Origin of the sequence: Aerococcus sanguinicola (assembly GCF_008726925.1) — a bacterium.
Classification (GTDB): domain Bacteria; phylum Bacillota; class Bacilli; order Lactobacillales; family Aerococcaceae; genus Aerococcus.
Window position 1 is genome coordinate 33,757 of record NZ_VYWO01000002.1, and the last position, 25,407, is coordinate 59,163.

The window sequence follows — 25,407 nt, forward strand, 5'->3', positions numbered from 1 at the left end:
ATGGCTTAGCGTTTCTTCTTAGTCGTCCGGGGATGGCGTTTAGCCTTCTCTAGGCGTTTCTCTAAGTCACGTTCAGCCTTCTCTTGCTCTAAGCGCGCTTCCCGCTTCTTATAAGGATTATTCAAGATAAGGGTCTGACCAATCGTGAAGGCGTTGGATGCCACCCAGTAGAGAGCGATCGCACTTGGCAGGGTAGCCCCCATAAAGAGGATCATAGCGGGCATCAACCACTGCATGGCCGCCATACTCTGATTATTCTGTGGATTACCGATGGACATCAAGCGGGTATTGTACCAGGTCAAAGCTGCAGCGAGCACAGGTAAGATGAAGTAAGGATCTGGCTGACCTAATTCCATCCATAAGAAGTGACCATTACTGAGCACTTCTGTCCGGCTGATGGCCTGGTAGAGCCCCATCAAGATAGGCAGTTGGATCAGCATAGGAAGGCAGCCTGAGAGTGGGTTATAGTCATACTTCTCATTGAGCTTGGCCATTTCCTCTTCTAGTTTTTGTTGGGTTGCTGGATCCTTTGACGCATATTTTTCACGCAAGGCCTGCATTTCAGGCTGAACCACCTGCATCTTTTCCGTACTCTTAATCTGATAATGGTAGAGAGGAACTAAAATAAGGCGAATAATTAAGGTAAAGACAATAATTCCTAGACCATAATTTCCCCCAAAGAGGTCTGATAGCCAGATAATTAAGCGTGAGAAACTATAGACAATATAACGGTCCCAAAAGCCCGTAGATTCTGCTGTAATAGGTTCGCGTGCTGTAGCACATGCCCCCAAGAAGAGGGGCAAGGCCATTAAGACTAAGCTAAGGCTTAGCTTTTTTTTGGTCCAAAATTTTGATTTCAATTGACTCCTCCAAAGTATTTTCGTCCAGCCCGACTCTTGCCCTAGGACTTGAAGATGCCAGCTAAGTTGAAGACGTGTTCCAGACTCTTCTTAATTTCAGCCATGGACATCTGGGCCGTGGGTTTACGGGCAATTACAATAAAATCTTGATTGGGGCGGATACTATCCCGCAGTTCATAAACCGACTGGCGGATCCGGCGTTTGACATAGTTGCGGGTCACTGCATTGCCGATTTTCTTACCAACAGAGATGCCTAGGCGAAAATGTGCTTGTTCCTTATCTATAGTATAAACAACAAACTGACGGTTTGCAGTACTTTTCCCTTGGTGGAAGACCCGACCAAAGTCTGCCTCAGATTTTACTCGATAGGCCTTACGCATTCAAATCCCCCCTAAAAAAAATAAGACCACAGCTTTTGTGGTCTTAAGCAGAAATAACTTTTCTTCCTTTACGACGGCGAGCTGCTAATACGCGACGTCCGTTTTTAGTACTCATACGTTTACGGAAACCATGTTTCTTTTGGCGTGAACGTTTATTTGGTTGGTAGGTTCTCTTCATGACTACACCTCCTATGATAGTTGAATGTTTTTATCATTTAATCTCAACTCTCCACTAACTAGGAAAAGTTGAATGTCAACACAAGGGTTATTTTACCATAATACAAGCGCCTGACTCAAGCACTTTTTTAGATTAATTTCTATTTTTTTCTTCACAATTGTGGATTTCTTTTGAACAAGGAGGTGGACAAGGCCCCCTGTGACTAAGTTTTCCCAGGCTTCTTCACAGGCTTGTGGACATATCAACAGAATGTTAATTGTTATCCACAGTTGTGCATAAGTCATATCATTTGTTGAATAGCCGTACTTTTTCTCCCTAAAACTATCCACAAGTCCAGTTTATCCCCATTTTCTTTCCCTACTGTCCACAGTTTGTGGATAAGTTTAATCACACTTTGGGATAAATTCTATGCACAAGCTAATTATCTGTGGAAAAAGAATTTTTTTCATGTTATCCTTTTTATACCATTAATTTGGGGATAACTTCATTTTTTTACTGACATGATGCTTTCCTTGCTCGAATGAGAAGTTATCCACGAACGATACGATATACAAATTTGTTTATTAAGGAGACATATGCATGGAAGAAATGATGAAACTTTGGGAGTATATCGATAATTATTTTAAAGAAGAACTCTCAAAAGCCAGTCACGAAACCTGGTTTTCAGAGTTGCGTCCGGAGCGTCTAGAGAATAACACCCTCTATCTTGTGGCGGGCTCTGAGCTGCACAAGAAGCATATTGAAAACCACTACCTGGTTCAAATCCGCCAGGTGGCCTTTAACTACCTCGGCTATGACATCGATGTCGTCGTCCACCTGGCCAGCCAACCGGCGACTAATTTCACTCTCAATGGCCGCAGCCCGCAGGAAGAAGCCAAGCCTAACCGCTATCACGACCGCAGCACAATGCTGAATCCCAAGTACACCTTCGATAACTTTATTGTGGGTGAGGGCAATAAGATGGCGCATGCGGCAGCCCTGGCAGTTGCTGAGGGACCAGGCCGGGACTATAACCCCCTCTTCTTCTTCGGGGGCGTGGGGCTCGGTAAGACCCACTTGATGCAGGCAATTGGCCATGAAGTCTTGCGGACCAACCCCGAAGCCCGGGTCAAGTACGTCACCAGTGAGACCTTTACGAATGACTTCATCGAAGCCATCCGGACCAATTCAACCTCTGAATTCCATGAAGAATACCGGACCGTGGACATTCTCTTAGTGGATGATATCCAATTCATTGGCAACAAGCAGTCCACCCAGGAAGAGTTCTTCCATACCTTCAACGCCCTCTATAATAAGAACAAACACATTGTACTGACCTCTGACCGGGATGCCAGTCAGATTCCAGAATTAGAAGATCGCTTGGTTTCCCGCTTCAAGCAGGGCTTATCAACAGACATCACCCCACCGGACCTGGAAACCCGGATCGCTATCCTGCGCAACAAGGCCCAGGTCAACCAGATTGATATCGAGGACAACACCCTCACCTATATCGCCGGTCAAATTGATACCAACATCCGTGAGCTGGAAGGGGCCCTAACCAGTGTCCAAGCCTACGCCGTCATGCACCAAGAAGAGATTACCCCTAGCATGGCAGCCAAGGCCCTCCGTAACTATAAGGATACTTCAGCCCAGGCCCTGCCTTCTATCGCTGAAATCCAAGAGACAGTGGCCCAGTACTTTGACCTGACCGTTGAAGACTTAAAAGGGAAGAAACGTAAACGAGAAATTGTGGTCCCCCGCCAGATCGCCATGTACCTCTCCCGGGAAATCACCGAGGCTTCCCTGCCTAAGATTGGTCAAGAATTCGGCGGCAAGGACCATACGACGGTTCTCCATGCCCATGAGAAAATTCTTGGCGAAATTGATGAATCCACCGATGTCAAACGCGACGTCGAAAATATCGAGAAATTACTCAAGAATAGCTAATCAATGTATCCACAAGCTCATTATGTTAAACTAATAAAAAAGGCCTTGTGGATAATTATAGCTAAAGTCCCCAGCTTATAAACAGACTATCCACATGTGGAAAAGCAAGAACCTTTTCGCTTTTGCTCACTTATCCACAGATTTAACAGGCCCTACTACTATTATTATCTTTATATTAATATATATAAATAAAGGAGTGCTCAAATGAAATTCTCAGTGAACCGTGCTGTCTTCGTTGAAAATCTCAGCAATGTCCAACGTGCAATCAGTTCGCGAACGACGATTCCTGTCCTAACAGGTGTCAAAATTCTAGCGACTGATAACGGTATCCTCCTTACCGGGAGTGATTCCACTATCTCAATCGAAGCTTTTATTGACGCAAATAATGAAGACAACCAACTTCAAGTTGAAAAAGCAGGTTCCATTGTCCTGCCCTCACGTTTCTTTGGTGAAATCGTTAAGAAGTTACCTAATGAAATCATGCACCTAGAGGTTAAAGACAACCTACAGACCGATATTACAGCAGGCCAAGCTGCTTTCACCCTCAATGGGACAGCAGGCAGTGAATACCCTAAGCTCCCAGAAATTGATTCGGATACTAGCTTTACCCTACCTGCAAACATCTTCCGCCAAGTGGTTAACCATACCATTATTTCCGTATCCAACCAGGAAATCCGTCCCATCTTTACGGGGATCCACTTTGTGATTGCTGATGACCATCTCAAGGCTGTTTCGACTGACTCCCACCGGCTCAGTCAACGGATCGTCCCCTTAGAAGTGCCTGAAGGCCTAGCTGACCAAGAATTTGCCCTGAATATTCCTGGCCGTAGTCTGAGTGAGTTGACCCGGATTGCTGAAGATAGCGATAACATTGAAATGATGGTTGCCGATAAGCAGGTTCTCTTTAAGACAGATAACATTTACCTCTATTCCCGACTCTTAGAAGGGAAGTACCCAGATACTGACCGCCTCCTGCCTGAGGACTACCAGACCCGGATCCAGATCGATGCACCAGACCTATTGAGTGCTATCGAGCGGGCCCTCATCCTGAGCCATGAAGGCCGCAATAATGTGGTTAAATTGACTATCGACAGTGACCAGGTCGTCTTATCCGGCCAGTCCGCTGAAGTCGGTGAGGTGGAAGAAGAATTAAACATTGCTTCAGCTGATGGGGAAAGCCTGGCCATCTCATTCAACCCTGACTATATGCGCCAAGCGCTGAGAACTTTTGGCGCCCAAGAGATTGCTCTGCGCTTCCAATCTCCTTCCCACCAATTTATCCTCCTACCAGCCAATGCCCAGGATAATTTCAACTTTGTCCAATTAATTACCCCTATCCGGACGCCAGGAAATTAGTCCTTGAAAAATTAATAAAGCGCCGCCTGACCTGCCTTTGAACTGAGGGATGGTCTAGGGGCGCTTTGTTTATGGTGCAATTTACTGACTTGCAACTTTATGTCTTTGTCTTTTTATTTTATACTATAAATATAAGGAGAATGATTGGATTTCAAGAGAGGTGGTCGTGATGACAGAAGATAGGCTAAGAAAACTAGTTAATGTGCTTATTTGCCTGACCTTATTGGTGTATATTTTCCTAGTCTTTTCAGATCTAGGGCGATTTTTTGAAAATTTGGCTCTTTTTACCTGCTATACGACGATTTTATTTAAGGGGGCTTCTGAAAAGCATGGTTTTGCTCATTGGCCTAGTAATCTGCTCAGAGCCTTGGTTCAGATGGGAATAGTTTTGCTTGTGGCTAGCTTAGTGGCTCAACTGTTTCCGAAAAACTCCCACCGCTTGCTCATTGCTTTCTTAATTCTTATTAGCTATCCGGCCTACCAACTATTTAAACAAATAAAAAACTAAGACTTAAAAAGACCTTCCCCAGGATCGAGGGAAGGTCTTTGTGTTTACTATAGTTTGTTGATTATTTCTGGCTGAGCCACTTGCGATAGCTTAGGTCGATGCCGAATGCTCCCAGCGGGGCGGTGAGGAGGATGGCAACGACGGAGACGGTAAGGATGATTTCGCCAACAGGGAGGCCCATGGCTAGGGGGATCCCCCCAATGGCGGCTTGAACGGTGGCCTTAGGTAGGTAGGCAATCACACTGAAGGCACGTTCTTGTAAGGAAAGCTGGGTCCGACTGAGGCTGACCAGGACGCCGACTGCACGGAAACATAGGACTAGGGCAATCAGCAGGATAGGGAGCCAGCCGGCTTGGAAGGCATAGGGCAGGTTGACCGAAGCCCCCACTAGGACAAAGAGTAGGATTTCGCCTGGAATCCACAGGGCATTATAGTAGCGGGAGAGGTCTTGGGCGCGCTGGCCGTCCAAGCGGTTGATCAAGATCCCCATGCTCATCACGGCGAGGATGCCAGAGAAGGGCACTTGGGGGAAGAGTTTTTCCAAGGAAACAAAGAGGAAAGAGAAGGCCAAGAGGAAGATTACTTGGCTAGCTGTCTGCCAGTGGAAGTGCTTGAAGAAGGCATTGAGCCCCGCACCGACTAAGCCACCGACGATGATGCCTAAGAGAATAGAGATAGGGATATTCAAGAGCTGGCTGGCCTGGAAATCGCCGCCTTGGGCTAGGCCTAGGAAGGAAGAGAAGAGGACCAGGACATAGATATCGTCAGCCGAAGATCCCGCTAGGATAATCTGAGGAATCTGCTTGTCCATGCCGTAGCCTTCATCCATAAGTTTGATCATCTTAGGCACGACCACGGCTGGTGAAACAGCTCCCAGGACCGTCCCCAAAAGCAAGGCATCAATCCGAGATATTCCTAGAATACTAGGGGCCAAAAGGGCAGTGCCCAAAATTTCAAAAGTCGCTGGCAAAAAGCACATCAGTAAGGCGGGACGCCCGACCTTCAATAGTCCTTTGAGGTCGAGCGAGAGGCCTGCCCGGCTGAGGATAATAATAAGGGCCACTTGGCGGAGGTCTGCGGACAAATCAAGGATCCCACCATCTAAGAGATTGAGGACATGGGGCCCAAGAACAATCCCCAAGAAGAGAAAGCCAATCAGACTCGGCACCTTGAAGTGTTTGCAGAGCCGGTCAATCAAGAGCCCAAAAATAAAGATATAAGCAAAGCTCATCAATAACATCGTATCACTCCTTTGAATATTTGATTGAATAAAGAGCAAAAAAGCTGATGCCCCTGCCCTTTACAGCAGAAGTCATCAGCTTTTGAATCATCAATAGCGGTTTAGGGCCAGGCCCAAGGAAGACATTCATTTCCTGTGCTTTGATTATAGGCAGCTGGTGGATCTTTTGTCAATCAAAATTTAAAAGAGCCTGAAATAACTTGCATTTATCATAGCTAATGGCTTCCACCGATTGAATGGCCGGCTTTCACAAAAATAAAAGCAGTATTTTCTTAAACTGGCCTTATTTTGTCCTGAGAAAGCTTTTTATGATGTGGAGACGAATTTCCTTCCCAATAAAAAGAGGGCTCATAAGGAGGTCTCATTGCAAAAAAGCGTTTTTTAGGGTATAATATGAATTGACAGTATAGATCTAAATGAGCTATAGATTTTTTAATTTGCGACGACCGCTTTGGCTCGTATTTGGCTAAATCGCAAATCTCTGACGGTTCGAGCAGGGATTGCGATTTTTTATTTAGCTGAAGCTAGGAAAGAGGGAAAGGAAGTGACGCAATGACTGAGACGATTGAGATAACAGGAGACTATATGACCCTGACCCAGTTGTTGAAGGAAACTGGCATTATTGCAACGGGTGGACAAGCCAAATGGTACCTGTCTGAATTTGCAGTTTATATTGATGGTGAACAGGACCAGCGTCGGGGACGTAAGATTTATCCAGGTTCAGTAGTTGAAGTACCTGCCGAAGAAGCCATTTTCCAGCTTGTCAGTGCTTCCGGCACGGCTTTGGATGATGCCCATGATCCTCGATGAGATCCGCTTGTTTAATTTTAGACATTATGAATCCGCAGAAGTCAGTTTTTCCCCAGGGATTAATGTCTTTATAGGCGATAATGCCCAGGGGAAGACCAGCCTCCTGGAGGCAATTTATATTCTCTCCCTGGCCCGCAGCCACCGGACTAACCATGACCGTGAGCTCTTGCGCTGGGAGAGCCAGGAGGCAAGGGTCGAGGGCCGAATCAGCAACCGTTTTGGCCAGATGCCCTTGAGTGTCCAGCTCACCAAACGGGGCAAGCTGGTCAAGGTCAACCACCTCGAGCAGCGCCGCTTGAGTGATTATATTGGCCGCCTGAATGTGGTCCTCTTTGCCCCAGAAGATTTGGACTTGGTCAAGGGGGCCCCGCACTTGCGGCGTAAATTTATTGATATGGAGCTCAGTCAGATGAGCCCCCTTTACCTCCATACCTCCGTTGACTACCAACAAATGTTGAAGCAACGGAATGCCTATTTGAAGCAATTATTGACCCACCAAGCCCAAGACAAGCTTTACCTGGAGATCTTGACGGAGCAAGTCGCTGCCGCCGGGGCTCGAATTATTTGCCAGCGTCTGGCCTTTCTCGATAAGTTAGAGGCTTGGGCCAGCGACCTCCACGATAAGATATCCTTAGGGAAAGAGGCGCTCAGCTTGCGCTATCAGACGGCAGTGAACCTGCCCCAGGAGCTTTCTGAGGAGAAGGTCTATGAGGCCCTCTTGGCTAAATTTGAAGAAGTAGGTGGGCGTGAACTTGACCGTGGGGTGAGCTTGGCTGGCCCCCATCGGGATGACCTCCAATTCTTAATTAACGGCCAAGATGTCCAAAAATTTGGCTCACAGGGCCAGCAGCGGACGACTGTTTTGAGCATGAAGTTAGCAGAAATTGAGTGTATGCAGGAAATGACCGGGGAATACCCCATTCTCTTATTGGATGATGTCTTGAGCGAGCTGGATGATGACCGGCAGACCCATTTGCTCAAGACCATTGAAAGGAAAGTTCAGACCTTTTTGACGACAACCAGTCTCGATGGGGTCCAGGAAGAACAGATTGATGAACCGGCATTGTTTAAGATTGCACAGGGACAAGTCCAACGATTGGATGACTAGAAGGAGTGATGGAAAGCGATGGCAGATGAGAAACAGTTTGAAGACCAAGCGCAAGAAAACCACGACGAACGCAGTAAGGAGGAATTAGCCCACCTAGCGGAGAGCTATGATGCAAGCCAAATTCAAGTCCTAGAAGGCCTTGAAGCGGTCCGTAAACGACCTGGGATGTATATTGGATCGACCAGTGCAACCGGCCTCCACCACCTGGTTTGGGAAATTGTCGATAATTCGATCGATGAGGCCCTGGCTGGCTTTGCCAAGCATATCCAAATTGAAATTTTGCCAGACAATATCATTCGGATCACGGATGATGGCCGGGGTATCCCTGTTGATATCCAAGAAAAAACGGGCCGCCCGGCGGTAGAAACTGTCTTCAATGTCCTCCATGCCGGGGGGAAATTCGGCGGGGGCTCTTACAAGGTCTCCGGCGGTCTGCACGGTGTTGGGGCTTCTGTCGTGAATGCCCTCTCTGAATGGCTCCATGTCGATGTTTATAAGAAGGGGAAGATCTACCACCAAGAATACAGCCGTGGGAAGATTATGACGGAGCTTGAAGTGACTGGAGAGACTGACCAACAAGGAACGGTCGTGACCTTCAAGGCAGATGACGAGATCTTCCAAGAAACAACCGTCTATGATCGAGAGATTTTGAATAAACGAACTCGGGAATTAGCCTTCTTGAACAAGGGCTTGCGGATTTCACTTTCCGACCAAAGAGAAGAAGAAACGGTTGAATATAGCTATCACTTCGAAGGTGGGATTAAGGAATATATTGACTTCCTCAACCAGAACAAGACACCGCTCTTCCCTGAACCCATCTATTTAGAAGGCGAGCAGGATGATATTGAAGTGGAAGTAGCCCTCCAATATACGGATGACTTCCATGTGAACTTCTTGAGCTTTGCCAACAATATCCATACCTTTGAAGGCGGGACGCACGAGTCGGGAGTTAAGACAGCCCTCACGCGGACGATCAATGATTATGCCCGGAATGTCAATATTCTCAAGGATAATGATGAGAATCTGACGGGTGAAGATGTCCGTGAAGGTCTAACTCTGATTGTTTCGGTCCGCCACCCTGATCCTCAATTTGAGGGGCAGACCAAGATGAAGCTAGGCAATTCAGAGGTCCGGACCATTACGGACCGTCTCTTTGGCCAACACTTTGCGACCTTCCTCTTAGAGAACCCCAATATCGGCCGGCAAATTGTCGATAAGGGCCTAGTCGCTTCCAAGGCACGGAAGGCTGCCAAGCGGGCCCGTGAAATGACCCGGAAGAAGTCGGGTCTAGAGATCTCTAACTTGCCAGGTAAATTGGCGGATTGCTCGAGCCGGGTCCCAGAAGAATGCGAACTCTTTATCGTCGAAGGGAATTCGGCTGGGGGTTCTGCTAAGAATGGCCGGGACCGCCACTTCCAAGCCATTTTACCTATCCGCGGGAAGATCTTGAATGTTGAGAAGGCATCTATGGATCGGATCTTAGCCAATGAAGAGATTCGTTCTCTCTTTACGGCCATGGGAACGGGCTGGGGCAATGACTTTGACGTCTCCAAGGCCCGCTACCACAAGCTCGTCATTATGACGGATGCCGATGTCGATGGGGCCCATATCCGGACCCTCTTATTGACCCTTATCTACCGCTACATGCGCCCGCTCTTAGATGCAGGCTATGTGTATATTGCGGTCCCTCCCCTCTACCAAGTGCGCCAAGGAAAGAAGATCCAGTATATTGAATCGGATGCAGAATTAGAGGCTTATATGGCCAGCCTCCCTGAGCGTCCTAAACCAGTTGTCCAACGTTATAAGGGGCTGGGTGAGATGGATGCGGAACAGTTATGGGATACTACCATGGACCCAAGCAGCCGCCGCATGCTCCAAGTTAGCGTTGAGGATGGGGTTGAAGCCGACCAAATGATCTCCATGTTAATGGGCGACCATGTGGCACCACGGAGGAACTTTATCGAAGAGAACGCGACTTATGCAACGATCGACCTTTAGTCATCATCATTCGGACGACCAGACAAGCTAGAATAGGAGGCTAGTATTTTGGCTTTAGACAATAGATTAGAACGTCGAGAAATCTCCCATGAGATGCGGACATCCTTCCTCGACTATGCCATGAGTGTTATCGTGGCACGGGCCCTACCGGATGTTCGTGATGGGATGAAACCCGTCCACCGGCGGATTCTCTACGGTATGAATGAATTGGGGGTTACCCCAGATAAACCTTATAAGAAATCAGCACGGATTGTCGGAGACGTCATGGGTAAGTACCACCCCCATGGGGACTCCGCTATCTATGAATCGATGGTCAGGATGGCCCAGGACTTCTCCTACCGCTATATGCTAGTAGACGGCCACGGGAACTTCGGCTCCATCGATGGGGACCAGGCAGCTGCTATGCGGTATACCGAAGCACGCATGAGCAAGATCGCGACCGAGATGCTACGGGATATTAACAAGGATACCGTCGACTTCATCGCCAACTATGATGGGGAAGAGCGCGAACCAGAAGTTCTTCCCTCCCGCTTCCCTAATCTTTTAGTGAATGGGGCAACGGGGATTGCGGTGGGGATGACCACCAATATTCCACCCCATAACCTCAATGAAGTCATCTCAGGCATCCACACCCTGATGAAGAATCCTGAAGCGACGACTGCTGAATTGATGGAAGCCCTGCCTGGTCCAGACTTCCCAACAGGAGGAATTGTGATCGGTAAGTCAGGTATCCGCAAGGCTTATGAAACCGGCCAAGGTCGCATCATTGTCCGCGGCAAGCTCGATATTGACCAAATGTCCAGTGGGCGTGAGCGGATCGTTATTCATGAGATTCCTTATATGGTCAACAAGGCCAAGTTAGTGGAACGGATTGCCGATTTGGCCCGTGATAAGGTGATTGAAGGGATTACCGCTGTACGGGATGAATCTGGCCGGGACGGTATGCGGATTGTGGTGGAATGCCGCAAGGATGCCAGCGCTAGTGTCATCGTCAACAACCTCTACAAGCTGACCCAGCTCCAGGCTAATTTCAACTTTAATATGTTGGCCATCGTTAATGGTGTGCCGAAGACCCTGAGTCTCAAGGAAATCCTCACCTATTACTTAGACCACCAGGAAGAAATTATCCGGCGCCGGTCGATCTTTGAGAAGAAAAAGGCCGAAGCCCGGGCCCATATCCTGGAAGGTTTACAGGTGGCCCTGGACCATATTGATGAAATCGTCAATATCTTACGGTCTTCCCGCTCAGGCGACGAAGCCAAGGAAATCTTCATGACCCAGTACAAGCTCTCGGATAAGCAAGCCCAAGCCATCCTCGACATGCGCCTGGTCCGCCTAACCGGCTTAGAACGGGAAAAGATTGACAAGGAACATGCGGAACTGATGGCTGAAATTGCCCGCTTGACTGAAATCCTAGCCAGCGAAGAGAAGCGTTATGAAATTATTTACCAAGAATTGCTGGAAATCCAGGCCCGCTACGGGGATGAACGCCGGACTGAACTTCGTGTCGGTGAAATCACCAGCCTCGAAGACGAAGACCTTATCGAAGAAGAAAATGTTCTTGTGACCCTGACCCGGAATGGTTACATCAAACGGGTAGCCGATGATGAATTCCGCGTCCAAAACCGCGGGGGCCTCGGTGTCAAAGGGATGAGCATGAATGATGGGGACTATATTGAAACCATGTTCTCCACTTCAACCCATGATATAATTCTCTTCTTTACGGACAAGGGCAAGGTCTACCAGATGAAGGGCTATGAGATTCCGGAATATGGCCGGCAAGCCAAGGGAATCCCAATCGTCAACCTCTTGAACTTGGAAGAGGATGAGAAGGTGCGTGATGCCATCAATGTGACTCCAATTGACCATGAAAGTGATTCTGACGGCTACCTGGCCTTTATTACGCGCCAGGGTGTGATTAAACGGACCCCCGTTCGCGATTACTTCAATATCCGCAACAATGGTCTGATTGCCCTTAATCTCAAAGAGGGCGACGAACTCGTCGATGTTCTCTTCACCAATGGCCAGCGTAACCTGATTGTAGCTTCTCATAAGGGCTATGCGGTCAGCTTCAATGAACAAGATGCCCGGTCCATGAGCCGGACAGCTACAGGTGTCCGAGCGATCCGCCTAGACCCAGGAGATTATGTGATTGGTGCGGCCATCTTAGGCGAAGACGATGACGTCCTAGTAGTGACTGAAAATGGTTATGGCAAGCGGACCCCAGCTAGCGAATATGCGATTCGTAAGCGTGGGGGCAAGGGTGTCAAGACCATCAATGCCAGCCAGCGGAATGGATTGCTTGTTGGGATGACCACCGTTGATTTAAGCGAAGATATCATGCTTATGACGGATGAAGGAGTGGTTATTCGCTTCCAAGCGGCTGATATTTCCCAAACGGGTCGGGTGACCCAAGGTGTCCGCCTCATGCGCTTGAACGATGAGGCCAAGGTCTCCACCATGGCCAAGGTCGAAGCCGAAGAAGAGTCGGAAGAAAGCACTGAAGGAAGCAGCTCAGACCAAGACAAGCAAGAAGACTTCGCAGCGATTGCGGAGAAGGTTAATGAAGAAACCGAAGACAGTGACCAATCGGTTTATGAGGACCAGGACCTTCCCCAAGCACGATTGTCAGATGACCAAATCCAAGAGAATCTCCACGATTTCACCAATGAACTCTTGGACGAGGAAGACGACCAAGACTAGAAAAAAAACTAAGCAAAAAAGCCAGCTCGCAAGCTGGCTTTTTCTTATGGAAGTTTTTGTTTGGCTATTTAAGCCTTTTTCTCGCTGCGCCAGAGGGTCCAAGACCGTTTCAGGGTATCGACCATGCCCTTGTCGCTATAAGTGAGGACATTGCTCTTGTAGAAGGCCGCTGATAGGTAGAAGATGGCGACCATCGTAATGAGGCTGAGCACGATAGAAAGGCCAATTTCGAAGTTTGAAACACTCTCACCCGCAACACGGAAGGGCATCACGAAGGGAGTGAAGAAAGGAATCTGTGAGCTAATCCGCACCAAGGCATTGTTGGCTGAGGAAGCAAAGGCGAAAAGGCCGATGTAGAAACCCGCAACCCCTAGGAAGACGACAGGCATGATGGTTTTTTGGACGTCTTCCGTTTTGGAAACCAGAGAGCCGAGGAAGCCCGCAAAGCTGGTATAGATTAGGATACCAATGAGGGCAAAAACCAGGCCCAGGGCAAAGATCGGTATAGCTTCTTGGATCAGGCTTCCCAGATGCAGGTTTTCTAAGAGCTCTTCTGGAATCGGCAGGCTGACGAGGGAAGTGGTGAAGGCAGCTGCCCCTAGGAGGTAGAGGACGAGATAGCAGGCAATTTGGGTCAGGATCATGAGCCCCACTCCAATCATTTTGCCGAAGAAATGGGTACGGGCAGGGATACTGGAGAGGATAATTTCCATAATCCGCGAGCCCTTCTCTGCCGCAATCTCTTGGGCAATGATATTGACATAGGAGATGATAAAGAAGAAAACAATAAAGCAAGTAAAATAGGCCATGCCTGAACGAATGATATACTTGACCGAATTCCCCTCTTCTTGGGAGAGCTTGCCGTCCTCCCCGAAATTCAAGTTATTGACATTGATTGCGACAGATTGGTTTTGGAGCTTGGCCAGGTCATCCTGACTGAGCCCTAGACTTTCTGCCAATTGTAAGACTTGTAAATCTTGGAGGCCTTTTTCAATCGTATCTAAATTCACATCACTAGAGGTCGTTTTGTGGAAGAAGTTGGCCTTGATTTGCCCCTCCTCTTCGCCAACTTCAAGGTAGCCATCAATCTTATCATCGCGTAAGGCAGCCTGGGCCTCCTCCTGGTTGAGATCTAGGATGATCTGGTTGTGGCCTTTATTTTCCTCTACGATGTGTTGGATCTCAGGGGAAGCTTGGATTAGAGCGATATCTCCTGACTTTGTCGCTTCACTTTGACCGATAAAGTAACCGATCAGGCCAAAGACACCAACCATGATGAGAGGCGAAGCGACCATCCAGACAAAGGACCAGGAAAAAACATTCTTGCGGTAAACACTCTTAGCAACAGTCCATAATTTATTCATTGGAGCCACCTGCTTTCATCTTGAAGATTGCTTCGAGTGTGGGCGGTTGTTGGCTGAAAGTCTTAATATAGTGGCCTTGAGTCACTTGGTCGAAGATTTTCGGACCGTAGCTTTCATCTTGAAGTTCTAGCTGGTAGACGCCGGGCCGGTCGACTTCAACCTTGTCCACCCCTTCCAGTCCAGCCAATTGTTCAGTCGTCCATTGGTCGGTCTCCAGGTAGAGCCGGGTATTGCCGAAGCTTTCACGGACTTGGTGGATGGGCCCGTAGAGCACGCGCTTGCCGTCGTGAATCATAATTAATTCATCGCAAAGTCGCTCAACATTGTCCATATTATGGCTGGAGAAGATGATCGAGCTGCCTTGGTCTCTCAAGTAGAGAATCCCTGCCTTGAGCAGGTCGGCATTGACCGGGTCTAAGCCAGAGAAGGGCTCGTCCAGGATCACAAATTCAGGTTCATGGATGAGGGTGGCAATCAGTTGGACCTTCTGCTGGTTCCCCTTAGACAGGGTCTTAATCTTGTCCTGGCGCTTGCCCTTAACCTGGAAGCGGTCCATCCACTCATCAATCCGGGCGAGAACATCTTTCCGTTGCATCCCCCGTAGTTCAGCGAAGTAGACAATCTGCTCTTCGATAGACATCTTCTCATAGAGCCCCCGCTCCTCCGGTAGGTAGCCGATAATATTATAAATCTGGGTACTCATGGCCTGGCCATTCCAGGTCACACTGCCTCCATTTTCAGGGGTCAAAAAGTCCAAGATCATCCGGAAGATGGTGGTCTTACCTGACCCGTTACGGCCAATCATGCCGAGAATTTTACCGTTCTCCAACTGGAAGGAGACATCATCAACCGCGACATTCTGGCCGAAAGTCTTGGTCAGGTGCTTAGCTTCAAGCATGGTAGTCACTCATTTATTTTTTCTTAAAATTAATTTATCCCTAGTATAGCATGTGGGATAAGAGAGATAAATTGAAGTTTAAGGCATCCAGGCAAAATAATGAAAAAAAACTGGCTCCCCCAAGAGAGAGAGCCAGGTAAATGTGTCTTAGTTCCAGTTATCTAAGGGTTTCAAGCGGGCTGCCTTGACTTGGTCAATATTTTGGGTACCAGCCAATTGCATAACCCGTTTGAGGTCGGTTTCGAAGTATTCGAAGACGGAGCGGACACCCTTCCAACCGCCTAGAGCCAAGCCGAAGAGAACCGGACGGCCTAGAGCGACCAGGTCGGCACCTTGGGCCAGGGCCTTGAAGATATGTTCGCCACGGCGGATACCGGAGTCGAAGACAATGGGAACACGGCCAGCGACTGCGTCAGCTACTTCAGCCAAGCATTCAAAGGAGCCGGGTGCCTCGTCTAATTGCCGGCCACCGTGCGTCGATACCCAAACACCATCAGCCCCTGCACCGATAGCTACGTTGGCATCTTCAGCCGTTTGCAGGCCTTTAACGAAGACAGGAAGGTCTGTATGTTTCTTGATAAATTCCACATCACGTGGGGTAATTTTTTGCTTAGATTGGGCATAGATGTTGTTGAGGGACATGTTCTCCCCAGTTCCGGTCAGATAGCGGGAAACAATGGGCATGCCGAAGGGGTAGACAAATTCATTCTTATCATCGCGGTCCCGGTTACCAGAGATCGTCGCATCAGCTGTCAGAATAATAGCGGAGGCGCCATCTGCCTTAGCCTCGTTGAGGATATTGATATTTAATTCGTCATCTTTAGCCATGTAAATTTGGAACCAGCGCGGGTTACCTTGGAGGCCTTCATCAATCTCTTGGAAGGTTGCGCCGGAATAAGCAGAAATGGACATAATCGTTCCGCCAAATTCAGAAATCCCCTTGGCTGTCCCAGCTTCCTTGGTTTCGTGGGCTAGGCCGTGGGCAGCAATAGGTGCCATGATGAAAGGTACTTTCAATTTTTCACCAAAAATTTCAGTCTCTGTCTCTGGAAACTCTACATTGGCCAAGACACGGGGAAGGATCCCTTGCGATTTAAAGCATTGGACATTGCGTTTTAAGGTAAATTCTTCCCCAGAACCGCCGGCTAGGTAGTCAAACCCTCCCTTAGGCATAACTTCTTTAGCTAAGTCCTCTAATTCAATCGTGTTGTAAATGGTTAAATCTTTCACCTCAGAAGGTGCTTTGTATTCGGCTGACATAATTTTTTCTCCTTTTCTGTGAATAATGAAAGCTTAATGAAAACACTTTCTTTACACTTCTAAATTAACATAAAAGCCTTCATTTCAAAAATAAAACGCTTACTTTTTGATAAAAACTTTTCCAGGTGACCTATAGGTGTTGAGAATGGTTTAAGCTTTCAATAATTCTTATGTGTTTTTATCTACGGCTCTGAGCTGTTAGCAGCTCCGATAATGAAAACAAGCTAGCCAGGCTGTTCGGGGCCTGGCTAGCTTGTTGCTTGGTTATTAGTTGTATTTGAATGGGGCGGCTTGTGACCGAGTTGGGTTCGCCAAGGCAGAAGCTTCTCCACTTCACACGATCGAAACGTGCAAGCAGAGCTTGCTCTTTTTCGTTCGTGCTCCAGTGGTAAGCTTCTAACCGCCTTGACTCACACCCTGTTTAGTCGGGTTCGAGGATGCAGAAAGGGCTCCTCTTCGCAAAGATCCGCCGAAGACTTTCAGTCTTCTCTGGCTCTTTACTCCAGAGGTCACTTTCTCCCGCATCCTCTCACACCCTTTCCTTAGTCGGGTTCGCAAGAGCAGACTTGAAGTGATTTCAGCTCATCGAAACGTCTGACTGGCGTCAGTCTTTTTCGATGAGCCTCCAATCATTCAAGTCTAACCGCTCTTGCTCACACCCTTTCTTAGTTGGGTTCGACTTGGCAGACTCGGAGTGATTTCACAAGTCAGAAAAAGAGCGAATGCTTCGCTCTTTTTCTGACTTGCTCCAATCATCCGAGCCTAACCGCCAAGTCTCACACCCTCAGTCGGGTTCGCAGTTGCAGGCTTGAAGTGACTTCACCCAATCGGAACGATCGGCTTACAGCCGCTCTTTTCCGTTTGGGCTCCAGTCATTCCAGCCTGAACGCAACTGCTCACACCCTTTCTAGTCGGGTTCGCCAAGGCAGAAAGGGAGTGACTTCAGCAAAAGGGAACGATCGGCTGCTAGCCGCTCTTATCCCTTTTGCCTCCAGTCATCCCTTTCCAACCGCCTTTGCTCACACCCTTTCCTTACTCAGCGAATTGGCTTTGGTAGAGTTGGGCGTAGGTGCCGTTGAGGGCGAGGAGTTCTTGGTGGCTGCCTTGTTCGACGATGTCGCCTTGGTCGAGGACGAGGATGCGGTCGGCGTCGACGATGGTGGAGAGGCGGTGGGCGATGACGAAGTTGGTGCGCCCAGTCATGAGATTGGCCATGGCTTCTTGGATGAGGCCTTCTGTCCGTGTGTCGACGGAGGAGGTGGCTTCGTCCAGGATGAGGATGTCGGGGTCCGAGATGAAGGCCCGGGCGATGGTGAGGAGCTGGCGTTGGCCTTGGGAGATGTTGGAGGCTTCTTCGTTGAGCACGGTGTCGAAGCCTTCAGGGAGGCTCTCAATGAAGTGGTAGCAGTGGGCTTGTTTGGCGGCCTGGATAACTTCTTCCTGGCTTGCTCCAGCCTTACCATAGCGGATATTCTCTTCGATACTGGCTTGAAGCAGCCAGGTATCTTGGAGGACCATGCCAAAATGTTTGCGCAGGTTATCCCTTGGAACCTGACGGATGTCCTTCCCGTTGATCCGGATAGCTCCCTTGCTGACATCATAGAAGCGCAGGAGGAGGTTAATTAAGGTAGTCTTTCCGGCACCTGTTGGACCAACAATAGCAATGGTTTGGCCCTGGTCGACTTCTAAACTGAGGTCTTTGATAATGGGATGGCCGGCTTCATAAGCAAAGCCCACATGGTCGAAGCTGATACTTTCGATAGGGGCTTCAATCCTTGCGTCATCGCGGTCGATTTCTTCCGGAGCATCCAGGAATTCGAAGACCCGGTCGGCTGAGGCCATGGTCTCTTGGAGGAGATTGGCCATTTCAGCCATAGTATTGATCGGACGGGTCATCTTTTGACTATACTGGATAAAGGCAAGGACGTCCCCGACTAAGATCTTCTGACCGAGGACGAGGAGTCCACCGACAATGGCAATGGCAACGTAACCCATATTGCTGACGAAGGTCATCACGGGTAAGAGGACCCCAGCCATGAAGCTCGCCCGATAGGAGACATTATAGAGTCTGTCATTATAGCTACGGAATTCTTTGTCCGACCGGTCTTCATAATTATAGGCCTTGATGAGATCGGTACCGGTAAAGCTTTCTTCAACGTAAGCTACCATGGCGCCCAGACCTTTTGCTTTGGCCCGGAAATATTTCTGAGACCGGTTGGTGATGAACCGAGTGGCAAAGAAGCTCATGGGGATCGTGATGAAGAAAATAACTGTCATGATACCAGAAATTCGGAGCATCATTACGATAATACCTAGGAGGAGAATAATCCCATAGAAGACCTGGCTGATGGTTTGTTGGATATTTTTGCCTAGGATTTCCACATCGCTTGTCATCCGACTCAAGAGGTCTCCTGTACGGGATTGGTCGAAGTAGGCTAGAGGGATATGTTTGACCTTATGTGAGACCTCTTCTCTCAGCCTGAGGATAAAGTTCTGGGAGATATAAGTGAGCAGCTGGCCTTGGATGAAATTAAAGACAGCGAGGGCCAAGTAAAGCCCCAATAAAATCACACAGAGTCTGCCCACAGCTTGGAAGTTAATGGCCTGGCCAGATTGGACATCGGAGAAGAGCTGGCTGGTGAGGTCCCCCATCATGCGTGGGGCAATGATATCGCAAGCAGCGATGACTAAGGTCGCTAGAACACTGAGGCCCAAGAAGAGTTTGTACTGGCCGAGATAGGCAAGGAGCCGGGGTAAGGTTTTTTGTGTTTTTTTAGGCATGGTCAACCGCCTCCTCTCCTTGGCTTAGGGCAATTTCACGGTAAATTTGATTATTGATCAGCAGGTCCTCATGGCTGCCGAAGCCTTTGACCTGACCATTATCAAGGACTAGGATCTTATCAGCATGGCGGATAGTGGCCACACGCTGGGCGACAATAATTAGAATGGCCTGGTCGAGGGCTTCCTGCAGGGCCTGGCGGAGCTCATAATCTGTTTGATAGTCGAGAGCAGAGAAGGAGTCGTCGAAGATATAGACAGGAACTTGACGACTCAAGGCCCGGGCAATGGCTAGGCGCTGGCGTTGGCCGCCCGAGAAGTTATTGCCCCCGCGAATCATAGCTTCGTCGAGTGGGCTTTCTTCGGGCAGGAAGTCACGGGCCTGGGCAATGCTGAGGTTATTAAGCAATTGGTCATCGCTAACCGCCTCATTACTATAGGACAAGTTGTCGCGGATAGACTTGGTAAAGAAGAAATTCTGCTGGGGCACATAGCTCATTTGGTCCCGCACAGAGGCGGCTTCCAGGTCTTCAATCTCTTGGTTATTGATCAGTAGGTGTCCTGAACTTGGGTCATAGAACTGGAGTAAGAGCTTGAGCAGGGTGGATTTACCGGACCCTGTCCCTCCAATAATCCCCAGGGTTTGACCGCGCTCAACACTGAAATTAATGGCTTTCAAGGCAGGCAGATTAGCCCCTGGATAGTAGAAGGTCAAATCGCGCGCCTCAATCCGCTGAATCGGCTCTTTTAGACTGACCTGGCCGCCGATTTCACGGGTTGGATAGGTCAAGAGTTCATTAACCCGTTGGGCAGAAGTAAAGGTCCGCGGCAGCATGGTTAAGAGGTGGGAAATCATAATGAGAGCAGAGAGAACCTGGGTAATGTATTGAAGATAGGCCATCATATCCCCAATCTGTAGGTCACCTTGGTCAATCAAGTGAGAACCGAAGTAAGCCACACCCACTAAGGAAAAATTCAAAATAATGGTCAGTAAGGGCATGACGGTAATCATAATGCGGTTAACTCTGAGGGCGGTTTGGTAGTAGTCCTCATTGGCTTGACTGAAGATTTCCTCCTCGTAATGGTTACGCGAGAAGGCGCGAATAACCCGCAATCCCGTCAAACGTTGGCGAAAAAGCAGGTTGATTCGGTCCAGATAGGCCTGCAACTTAGGGAAGTAAGGCAGGGCCACGCGGAAAACAATGTAAGTCCCGATAAGGATCAGGGGCAGACTGAGAAAAATGACAAAGGACAAACGAAGATTGGTGGTCAAAGCCATAATCAGCCCGCCCACGAACATTAAGAGGCCACGGACCCAGGGCCGCATCCCCATCAAGGCCATCTGTTCGATCTGGTTGACATCATCGGTTGTCCGTGTAATCAAGGAAGAAATCCCAAAGTCTTCCGTTTCATCGAAGGTCATATGGTTGACCTTGGTGTACATCTGGTGGCGGACATCCCGGGAGAAGCCCATGGCCGCCTTGGCTGAGTGATAGGCTGCAGATCCCCGGCAGAGGACGGTAATGAGAACGACAAGGAGCATGACGCCCCCTATCCTTAGAATCAGCTGGGTATCCCCGTTAGCCACCCCCTGGTCAACTACAGTAGACATTAATTTAGGTAGAAAAAGTTCACCCAGAGCATTCCCGAAAGTCAGTAAAATCACAAGTAAGATCCGCCAACGGTAAGCTCTCAGGTAAGCAAATACTTGCACAATTGTGTGCCTCCAATCTAATTAAAGTATCGCTGATAATCCATAATGCGTACCCTCCACTTTAGCACAGGCCAAGCCAGCAAGCGAGTAAAAGAACTTAGCTCTTCTAATTTGCAGCAGTTAGAATAAATCCGGTAGAATACAATTAATAATAAAAAGGAGGATTTCGGATGCTTTATCTCATCATTTTAATCCTGGCCTTGTTGAGCCTGGGCATGGGCTTTTGGGCCTTGAAGCAGGACCGTATCGCTTTCTACAGCTTCGACCAAGACCAGGCCAAGCATAACCACCTACTCGCTCAAGGATTGGGAGTCAGCCTCTTATTTGCCGGCACCGTCCTGGCCTTTATCCTGGTTATGGTTTACTTATTTCATTTACCTGCCTATTTATTAGTGATTGTTGCCGGCTTCATCTATCTTACGGTGCTCGTCAAACTCGTTCAGATGAAAGGCTCGCTTAAATAATCCGATTTTCCAATTGACCAATTCCCTCGATACTAACGCAGACTTGGTCGCCAACTTGCAACCAAACTTGGTCCTCACTCGTTTTACCTGCAATAACGCCGTCCGGAGTCCCCGTAAAGATAAGGTCACCTGGCTTAAGGGTCATGTGCCGGGAGAGGTAGCTGACAATTTCAGGAATAGAGAAAATCATCTGTTGGGTTGAAGCTTCTTGGACCGTTTGGCCATTTACCTGGCAGCTAATCTTGATCCCTTGAGGATCCAGCTGGTCGGATAATGTGATATAGGGACCCAAGGGAGCAAAAGCGTCGCCTGTCTTCCCAACCAACCACTGGCTGCTCGCAAACTGCCGGTCCCTCAAGGAGAGGTCATTGCCTGCTGTATAGGCAAAGATCATGTCCGGTCGAAAGTCTTCAGGCTGAATGTCTTTAATCTCTTCTCCTACGATGGCCACTAATTCAGCCTCATAATCCAGCTGCTTACCGTAGCTTGGGAAAGGAATCCCCTGCCCGCAAGCCGCTAGGGCATTATTAAACTTAGAAAAAATAGTCGGTTCTTCACGAGCATCGGACCGGTCTACCTCATCAATATGGTCTTGGTAGTTGAGCCCGACACAGAGAATCTTTTCTGGCGCTAAGACCGCAGGAAGAAAATCAATGTCTGTTCCTAAGACAGGCAGGTCTTGGCTAGTTAAGCGCTGGAGTCGGTCGATTAAGTCCTTGGACTGGTCAGCCTGGATAAGGTCATCAGTTGAACGAAGCAATAGATTGTCATGTTCAAAGATCCATTGGCTCAAGGCATAGTGCCTACCATCCAGATGACCACCAAGTGCTGGCTGGCCCTGATGGAGATAGTTAAAGAATTGCATGGAAATACCCCTTTCAATAAAAGCTCTTATCTTCATTATAGCCTATCACTTGGCCAAATGCCCCTAAAAAGCTAGAAGACTAAAGACGGTCAAGTCAAAAGCAGAAAATTTACTGACTAATGACTTGCACCATCTTTCCCTATCTGTTAAAATATAGTATTGTGAGTATGAATATACTCTCCTTGCTCTTTTCTAACTGAGGAGAGCCACAAGACCAAAAGGAGGTGCGAAAGCCAATGACTAAATATGAAGTTTTATACATTATCCGTCCAGATTTAGATGATGCGTCAAAATCAGCCTTAGTTGAAAACTTTGACAATATCTTAACTTCAAACGGGACTTCAATCATTGAATCAAAAGACTGGCAAAAACGTCGTTTCGCATACGAAATTGAAGATTTCCGCGAAGGAATCTACCATCTCGTAGAATGTGAAGCTGAAGATGCTGAAGGTATCAACGAATTTGACCGTCTCGCTAAGATCAATGACGGCATTTTACGTCACATGATCACTAAAATTGAAGCTTAATGAAGACTAAGATTACGAGAGAGGGATTATCATATGATTAACAATGTCGTATTAGTTGGCCGATTAACTCGAGAAGTCGATTTACGTTATACGCAAAGCGGCATCGCTGTTGCTAACTTTACAGTAGCTTGTGATCGCAACTTTCGTAATTCACAGGGTGAAACTGAAACAGACTTCATTTCCTGTGTGATGTGGCGTAAGTCAGCCGAAAATTTTGCTAAATTTACCCGGAAAGGTTCCCTCGTCGGAATCGAAGGGAGTATTCAGACGCGTAACTACGAAAACCAACAAGGTCAACGTGTTTACGTTACAGAAGTTTTAGCTAATAATTTTAGCTTACTTGAACCCAAATCAGTAACTGAAAGTCGTCCACAATCTAATAATAGTAATTCATATGGTAACAATGCTTACCAGGGCAATAGTTTTGGTTCAGGCAACCAAAACCAAGATCCATTTGCTGCTCAAGCAAATCAAGATCCTTTTGCCTCTAATGATAATTCTTCTCCGTTTAGTGCAGGCGGATTTGGCAATGACAACCCATTTGCTTCTGGCAATGATCAGAAGTCATCATCCAACGATGGATCGTCTATTAATATTGCCGATGATGACCTGCCATTCTAAAAATGGAATAAAGGAGGATAATGAACATGGCACAAAATCGTCGTCGTGGTGGCCGTAGACGTAGAAAAGTATGTTTCTTCTGCGCTAACCATGTAGATCATATTGATTTTAAAGATACAGATTTATTACAACGTTATATTTCTGAAAAAGGTAAAATCTTACCTCGCCGTGTAACTGGTACTTGTGCAAAACACCAACGTGCTTTAGCAACAGCTATCAAACGTTCACGTGTAATGGCATTACTACCATTTACCGTTCAAGACTAATTGAAGAGAGCACCGGGTATTAACCGGGTGCTTTTTTTATGCCTGTGTATAAACATATGTTCCTGAAACAAAAGTTTTCCACATGTTAATTCTTTTTATACACATGTGTGGATAGAATTGAGATTTTGTGGATTGTTCCACGTGGAACACCCTTAATCATATCCACAGCTTCTATCCACAAGCTTGTCTATAAGTGGATAAGTTTGTTGATATGTGGATAAGATGTTTTGGGAATAGGAGTTTCTCTCTTTTAATGAAAACATATGTTCTTATTATTGCCTGATTTATAGCATTTTACATTCTTTAGTAGATAAATTGGGATAGATAAAGCAGTTTTTATTATCCTTTGTTGTGGATAAGTTTATTTAGCTTCCGACTAGAGCTTCTTGTGTATAAACTGTTGCTCGGCTAAATAAATTGTGTATAACTTTTGAGGAATTGAGAGACTTAGCCCTGTGCTTAACTTTATCCCCATCTTTTGTATGCTTAATAATATAAAGGAGAATGTACGGCTTCTTGCTGTATCACGTGAAACATTTCTGCGAGCCCTCCCTTTTAACAAGTTTTATGATTAAGTCTTCGTATAATTTATAGAATAAGATTTAAATTGACCTAGAAATCTAAGAAAAAGGAAATTTGAGAAGTAGATAAGTGATTAAATGAATTTTGAATAAGGCACAGATACTATTTTTCAAAGATTAGTTGGGATAAAGCTGGCTCGTATTAAAAAATCTAGGATGGCTCTAAAAAGAAATAGGGAGTCGGTTAACTTCTATGCTATAAGCAGGAAGTTTAACCGACTCTTTTTTATTCGTATAAGAATGAAGGTGATGGACAGAAAGGACTCCATTATCAATCGATTACCTTCCTGGAATTAGCCAATAAAGAAAGCATCTTTTATAAATTGATCTTTACTGCTATGTTTCACGTGAAACATTCTTATCTATAAACAGCTCATAGACTTATTCAAACTTAAAAATAGGGATTTTTATCCGAAAATAACTATAATTAGATCAATTCACTTCATGAGTTCATGGTATATGATAATGTTGGGCAGACGTCTTAATTAGGCTTGCAAATGTTTCTAGAATTGCAGCATCAGAAAGAGGAAAAATGATGAAATAGAGAAAGGAGACTTGGGAAGAGAGCACACCAGGCTTTGTGAAATAAAGGTCAGTATAAACTTCTTAAAAATTGATCTCTAGTAAATAGTTAAATTTTATTTTATCTTCTCTCCTCTACTGTTGATTGATCTCTTTATCTATAATGAATTTATTTAGTTAAATAATTTCAAAGGAAATAGGATATTATTGCTGTGTTTCACGTGAAACAAAAGCTTAGTGGATATCTACAATAAAATTTCTTCCTTATAACTATTAAGTTACTGTACTGAAAGTTAATGATGGATTTGAAGACGATATTTATTTGAATACTTAATTAGAAAAGGGGCTAAAACAGCTAAGTAGCCTTGAGAGCATAGAAGAAGCTCCATAAAATTTTTATTGCTTAGTAATATGAATTAATATGATTTTCACTGGCTAAACTTTAAATAGTCTAAGAATAAAAGTCACTGCTACCTGAAA

21 protein-coding genes and 1 riboswitch are annotated in these 25,407 nt (G+C 46.9%); of the genes, 11 read left to right on the forward strand and 10 right to left on the reverse strand.

Annotated features, from left to right (window positions below):
• Positions 1 to 5: 5 nt before the first annotated feature.
• From yidC to rpmH, 3 genes are read right to left on the reverse strand one after another with little or no spacing between them, the layout of a single operon-like run.
• Positions 6 to 860 (reverse strand): membrane protein insertase YidC, encoded by an 855-nt coding sequence (gene yidC, locus F6I03_RS04520; RefSeq protein WP_224788492.1) that lies wholly within the window; start codon positions 858 to 860, stop codon positions 6 to 8.
• A 41-nt stretch (positions 861 to 901) separates the two neighbouring features.
• Positions 902 to 1,240, reverse strand: a complete 339-nt coding sequence (gene rnpA / locus F6I03_RS04525) for a ribonuclease P protein component (RefSeq protein ID WP_070431511.1) — start codon at positions 1,238 to 1,240, stop codon at positions 902 to 904.
• Positions 1,241 to 1,283: 43 nt separating this feature from the next.
• Positions 1,284 to 1,418: a 50S ribosomal protein L34 gene (gene rpmH, locus F6I03_RS04530; RefSeq protein ID WP_083272416.1), complete on the reverse strand. Its 135-nt coding sequence runs from the start codon at positions 1,416 to 1,418 to the stop codon at positions 1,284 to 1,286.
• Positions 1,419 to 1,997: 579 nt separating this feature from the next.
• Here rpmH and dnaA point away from each other — a divergent pair.
• The 3 genes from dnaA to F6I03_RS04545 all read left to right on the forward strand — a co-directional run bounded on the left by dnaA (position 1,998) and on the right by F6I03_RS04545 (position 5,208).
• Positions 1,998 to 3,344: a chromosomal replication initiator protein DnaA gene (gene dnaA, locus F6I03_RS04535; RefSeq protein ID WP_070431513.1), complete on the forward strand. Its 1,347-nt coding sequence runs from the start codon at positions 1,998 to 2,000 to the stop codon at positions 3,342 to 3,344.
• Positions 3,345 to 3,548: 204 nt separating this feature from the next.
• Positions 3,549 to 4,700 (forward strand): DNA polymerase III subunit beta, encoded by a 1,152-nt coding sequence (dnaN, locus tag F6I03_RS04540; protein WP_070431514.1) that lies wholly within the window; start codon positions 3,549 to 3,551, stop codon positions 4,698 to 4,700.
• Between the two features lie 169 nt (positions 4,701 to 4,869).
• Complete coding sequence (locus tag F6I03_RS04545; protein ID WP_070431515.1) at positions 4,870 to 5,208, forward strand: hypothetical protein; 339 nt, start codon at positions 4,870 to 4,872, stop codon at positions 5,206 to 5,208.
• Between the two features lie 61 nt (positions 5,209 to 5,269).
• Here F6I03_RS04545 and F6I03_RS04550 read toward each other — a convergent pair whose 3' ends face one another.
• Complete coding sequence (locus tag F6I03_RS04550; RefSeq protein ID WP_070431516.1) at positions 5,270 to 6,448, reverse strand: cation:proton antiporter; 1,179 nt, start codon at positions 6,446 to 6,448, stop codon at positions 5,270 to 5,272.
• A 59-nt stretch (positions 6,449 to 6,507) separates the two neighbouring features.
• Positions 6,508 to 6,591: riboswitch (Fluoride riboswitch) on the reverse strand.
• Between the two features lie 409 nt (positions 6,592 to 7,000).
• Here F6I03_RS04550 and yaaA point away from each other — a divergent pair.
• From yaaA to gyrA, 4 genes are all read left to right on the forward strand, one after another.
• The gene (yaaA, locus tag F6I03_RS04555; protein WP_070431517.1) at positions 7,001 to 7,258 is read left to right on the forward strand and encodes a S4 domain-containing protein YaaA; all 258 of its coding nucleotides are present in this window, start codon (positions 7,001 to 7,003) and stop codon (positions 7,256 to 7,258) included.
• Positions 7,245 to 8,366 carry a DNA replication/repair protein RecF gene (gene recF, locus F6I03_RS04560; RefSeq protein ID WP_150983075.1) on the forward strand — a complete coding sequence of 374 codons (1,122 nt, stop codon included), beginning with the start codon at positions 7,245 to 7,247 and terminating at the stop codon, positions 8,364 to 8,366. The genes yaaA and recF overlap by 14 nt, the downstream gene beginning before the upstream one ends.
• A gap of 18 nt (positions 8,367 to 8,384) precedes the next feature.
• Positions 8,385 to 10,364, forward strand: coding sequence for a DNA topoisomerase (ATP-hydrolyzing) subunit B (gyrB, locus tag F6I03_RS04565; RefSeq protein ID WP_070431519.1), 1,980 nt, complete (start codon positions 8,385 to 8,387; stop codon positions 10,362 to 10,364).
• A 93-nt stretch (positions 10,365 to 10,457) separates the two neighbouring features.
• A complete protein-coding gene (gyrA, locus tag F6I03_RS04570) occupies positions 10,458 to 13,067 on the forward strand; it encodes a DNA gyrase subunit A (RefSeq protein WP_070431523.1) in 2,610 nt (869 codons plus the stop codon).
• A gap of 68 nt (positions 13,068 to 13,135) precedes the next feature.
• Here gyrA and F6I03_RS04575 read toward each other — a convergent pair whose 3' ends face one another.
• From F6I03_RS04575 to F6I03_RS04595, 5 genes are all read right to left on the reverse strand, one after another.
• The gene (locus F6I03_RS04575; protein ID WP_070431520.1) at positions 13,136 to 14,431 is read right to left on the reverse strand and encodes an ABC transporter permease; all 1,296 of its coding nucleotides are present in this window, start codon (positions 14,429 to 14,431) and stop codon (positions 13,136 to 13,138) included.
• Positions 14,424 to 15,329 (reverse strand): ABC transporter ATP-binding protein, encoded by a 906-nt coding sequence (locus F6I03_RS04580; RefSeq protein WP_070626165.1) that lies wholly within the window; start codon positions 15,327 to 15,329, stop codon positions 14,424 to 14,426. Before F6I03_RS04580 ends, F6I03_RS04575 begins: the two co-directional genes overlap by 8 nt.
• A 147-nt stretch (positions 15,330 to 15,476) precedes the next feature.
• Positions 15,477 to 16,589, reverse strand: coding sequence for a lactate oxidase (locus F6I03_RS04585; RefSeq protein WP_070431521.1), 1,113 nt, complete (start codon positions 16,587 to 16,589; stop codon positions 15,477 to 15,479).
• A 1,032-nt stretch (positions 16,590 to 17,621) separates the two neighbouring features.
• A complete protein-coding gene (locus F6I03_RS04590) occupies positions 17,622 to 19,370 on the reverse strand; it encodes an ABC transporter ATP-binding protein (RefSeq protein ID WP_070430817.1) in 1,749 nt (582 codons plus the stop codon).
• Complete coding sequence (locus tag F6I03_RS04595; protein ID WP_070430818.1) at positions 19,363 to 21,081, reverse strand: ABC transporter ATP-binding protein; 1,719 nt, start codon at positions 21,079 to 21,081, stop codon at positions 19,363 to 19,365. Before F6I03_RS04595 ends, F6I03_RS04590 begins: the two co-directional genes overlap by 8 nt.
• A gap of 170 nt (positions 21,082 to 21,251) precedes the next feature.
• On the opposite strand from F6I03_RS04595, the gene F6I03_RS04600 reads away from it, so the two are divergent.
• Positions 21,252 to 21,545: a hypothetical protein gene (locus F6I03_RS04600; RefSeq protein WP_070430819.1), complete on the forward strand. Its 294-nt coding sequence runs from the start codon at positions 21,252 to 21,254 to the stop codon at positions 21,543 to 21,545.
• On the opposite strand, the gene F6I03_RS04605 is transcribed toward F6I03_RS04600, so the two are convergent.
• Positions 21,538 to 22,410, reverse strand: a complete 873-nt coding sequence (locus F6I03_RS04605) for a fumarylacetoacetate hydrolase family protein (RefSeq protein ID WP_070430820.1) — start codon at positions 22,408 to 22,410, stop codon at positions 21,538 to 21,540. The genes F6I03_RS04600 and F6I03_RS04605 overlap by 8 nt on opposite strands.
• Positions 22,411 to 22,646: 236 nt before the next feature.
• Here F6I03_RS04605 and rpsF point away from each other — a divergent pair, with 236 nt between their 5' ends.
• The 3 genes from rpsF to rpsR are packed head-to-tail and all read left to right on the forward strand — an operon-like array spanning position 22,647 to position 23,824.
• The gene (gene rpsF / locus F6I03_RS04610; RefSeq protein WP_070430821.1) at positions 22,647 to 22,937 is read left to right on the forward strand and encodes a 30S ribosomal protein S6; all 291 of its coding nucleotides are present in this window, start codon (positions 22,647 to 22,649) and stop codon (positions 22,935 to 22,937) included.
• Between the two features lie 33 nt (positions 22,938 to 22,970).
• A complete protein-coding gene (ssb, locus tag F6I03_RS04615; RefSeq protein ID WP_070430822.1) occupies positions 22,971 to 23,558 on the forward strand; it encodes a single-stranded DNA-binding protein in 588 nt (195 codons plus the stop codon).
• A gap of 26 nt (positions 23,559 to 23,584) precedes the next feature.
• Positions 23,585 to 23,824, forward strand: coding sequence for a 30S ribosomal protein S18 (rpsR, locus tag F6I03_RS04620; protein WP_083272419.1), 240 nt, complete (start codon positions 23,585 to 23,587; stop codon positions 23,822 to 23,824).
• The last annotated feature ends 1,583 nt before the right edge of the window (positions 23,825 to 25,407 follow it).

Bases quoted from the DNA above. Each gene is read 5' to 3' on its own strand.
- rnpA (WP_070431511.1), bottom strand. From the start codon at position 1,240: ATGCGTAAGGCCTATCGAGTAAAATCTGAGGCAGACTTTGGTCGGGTC.
- rpmH (WP_083272416.1), bottom strand. From the start codon at position 1,418: ATGAAGAGAACCTACCAACCAAATAAACGTTCACGCCAAAAGAAACAT.
- dnaA (WP_070431513.1), top strand. From the start codon at position 1,998: ATGGAAGAAATGATGAAACTTTGGGAGTATATCGATAATTATTTTAAA.
- dnaN (WP_070431514.1), top strand. From the start codon at position 3,549: ATGAAATTCTCAGTGAACCGTGCTGTCTTCGTTGAAAATCTCAGCAAT.
- F6I03_RS04545 (WP_070431515.1), top strand. From the start codon at position 4,870: ATGACAGAAGATAGGCTAAGAAAACTAGTTAATGTGCTTATTTGCCTG.
- F6I03_RS04550 (WP_070431516.1), bottom strand. From the start codon at position 6,448: ATGTTATTGATGAGCTTTGCTTATATCTTTATTTTTGGGCTCTTGATT.
- yaaA (WP_070431517.1), top strand. From the start codon at position 7,001: ATGACTGAGACGATTGAGATAACAGGAGACTATATGACCCTGACCCAG.
- recF (WP_150983075.1), top strand. From the start codon at position 7,245: ATGATCCTCGATGAGATCCGCTTGTTTAATTTTAGACATTATGAATCC.
- gyrB (WP_070431519.1), top strand. From the start codon at position 8,385: ATGGCAGATGAGAAACAGTTTGAAGACCAAGCGCAAGAAAACCACGAC.
- gyrA (WP_070431523.1), top strand. From the start codon at position 10,458: ATGCGGACATCCTTCCTCGACTATGCCATGAGTGTTATCGTGGCACGG.
- F6I03_RS04575 (WP_070431520.1), bottom strand. From the start codon at position 14,431: ATGAATAAATTATGGACTGTTGCTAAGAGTGTTTACCGCAAGAATGTT.
- F6I03_RS04580 (WP_070626165.1), bottom strand. From the start codon at position 15,329: ATGCTTGAAGCTAAGCACCTGACCAAGACTTTCGGCCAGAATGTCGCG.
- F6I03_RS04585 (WP_070431521.1), bottom strand. From the start codon at position 16,589: ATGTCAGCCGAATACAAAGCACCTTCTGAGGTGAAAGATTTAACCATT.
- F6I03_RS04590 (WP_070430817.1), bottom strand. From the start codon at position 19,370: ATGCCTAAAAAAACACAAAAAACCTTACCCCGGCTCCTTGCCTATCTC.
- F6I03_RS04600 (WP_070430819.1), top strand. From the start codon at position 21,252: ATGCTTTATCTCATCATTTTAATCCTGGCCTTGTTGAGCCTGGGCATG.
- F6I03_RS04605 (WP_070430820.1), bottom strand. From the start codon at position 22,410: ATGCAATTCTTTAACTATCTCCATCAGGGCCAGCCAGCACTTGGTGGT.
- rpsF (WP_070430821.1), top strand. From the start codon at position 22,647: ATGACTAAATATGAAGTTTTATACATTATCCGTCCAGATTTAGATGAT.
- ssb (WP_070430822.1), top strand. From the start codon at position 22,971: ATGATTAACAATGTCGTATTAGTTGGCCGATTAACTCGAGAAGTCGAT.
- rpsR (WP_083272419.1), top strand. From the start codon at position 23,585: ATGGCACAAAATCGTCGTCGTGGTGGCCGTAGACGTAGAAAAGTATGT.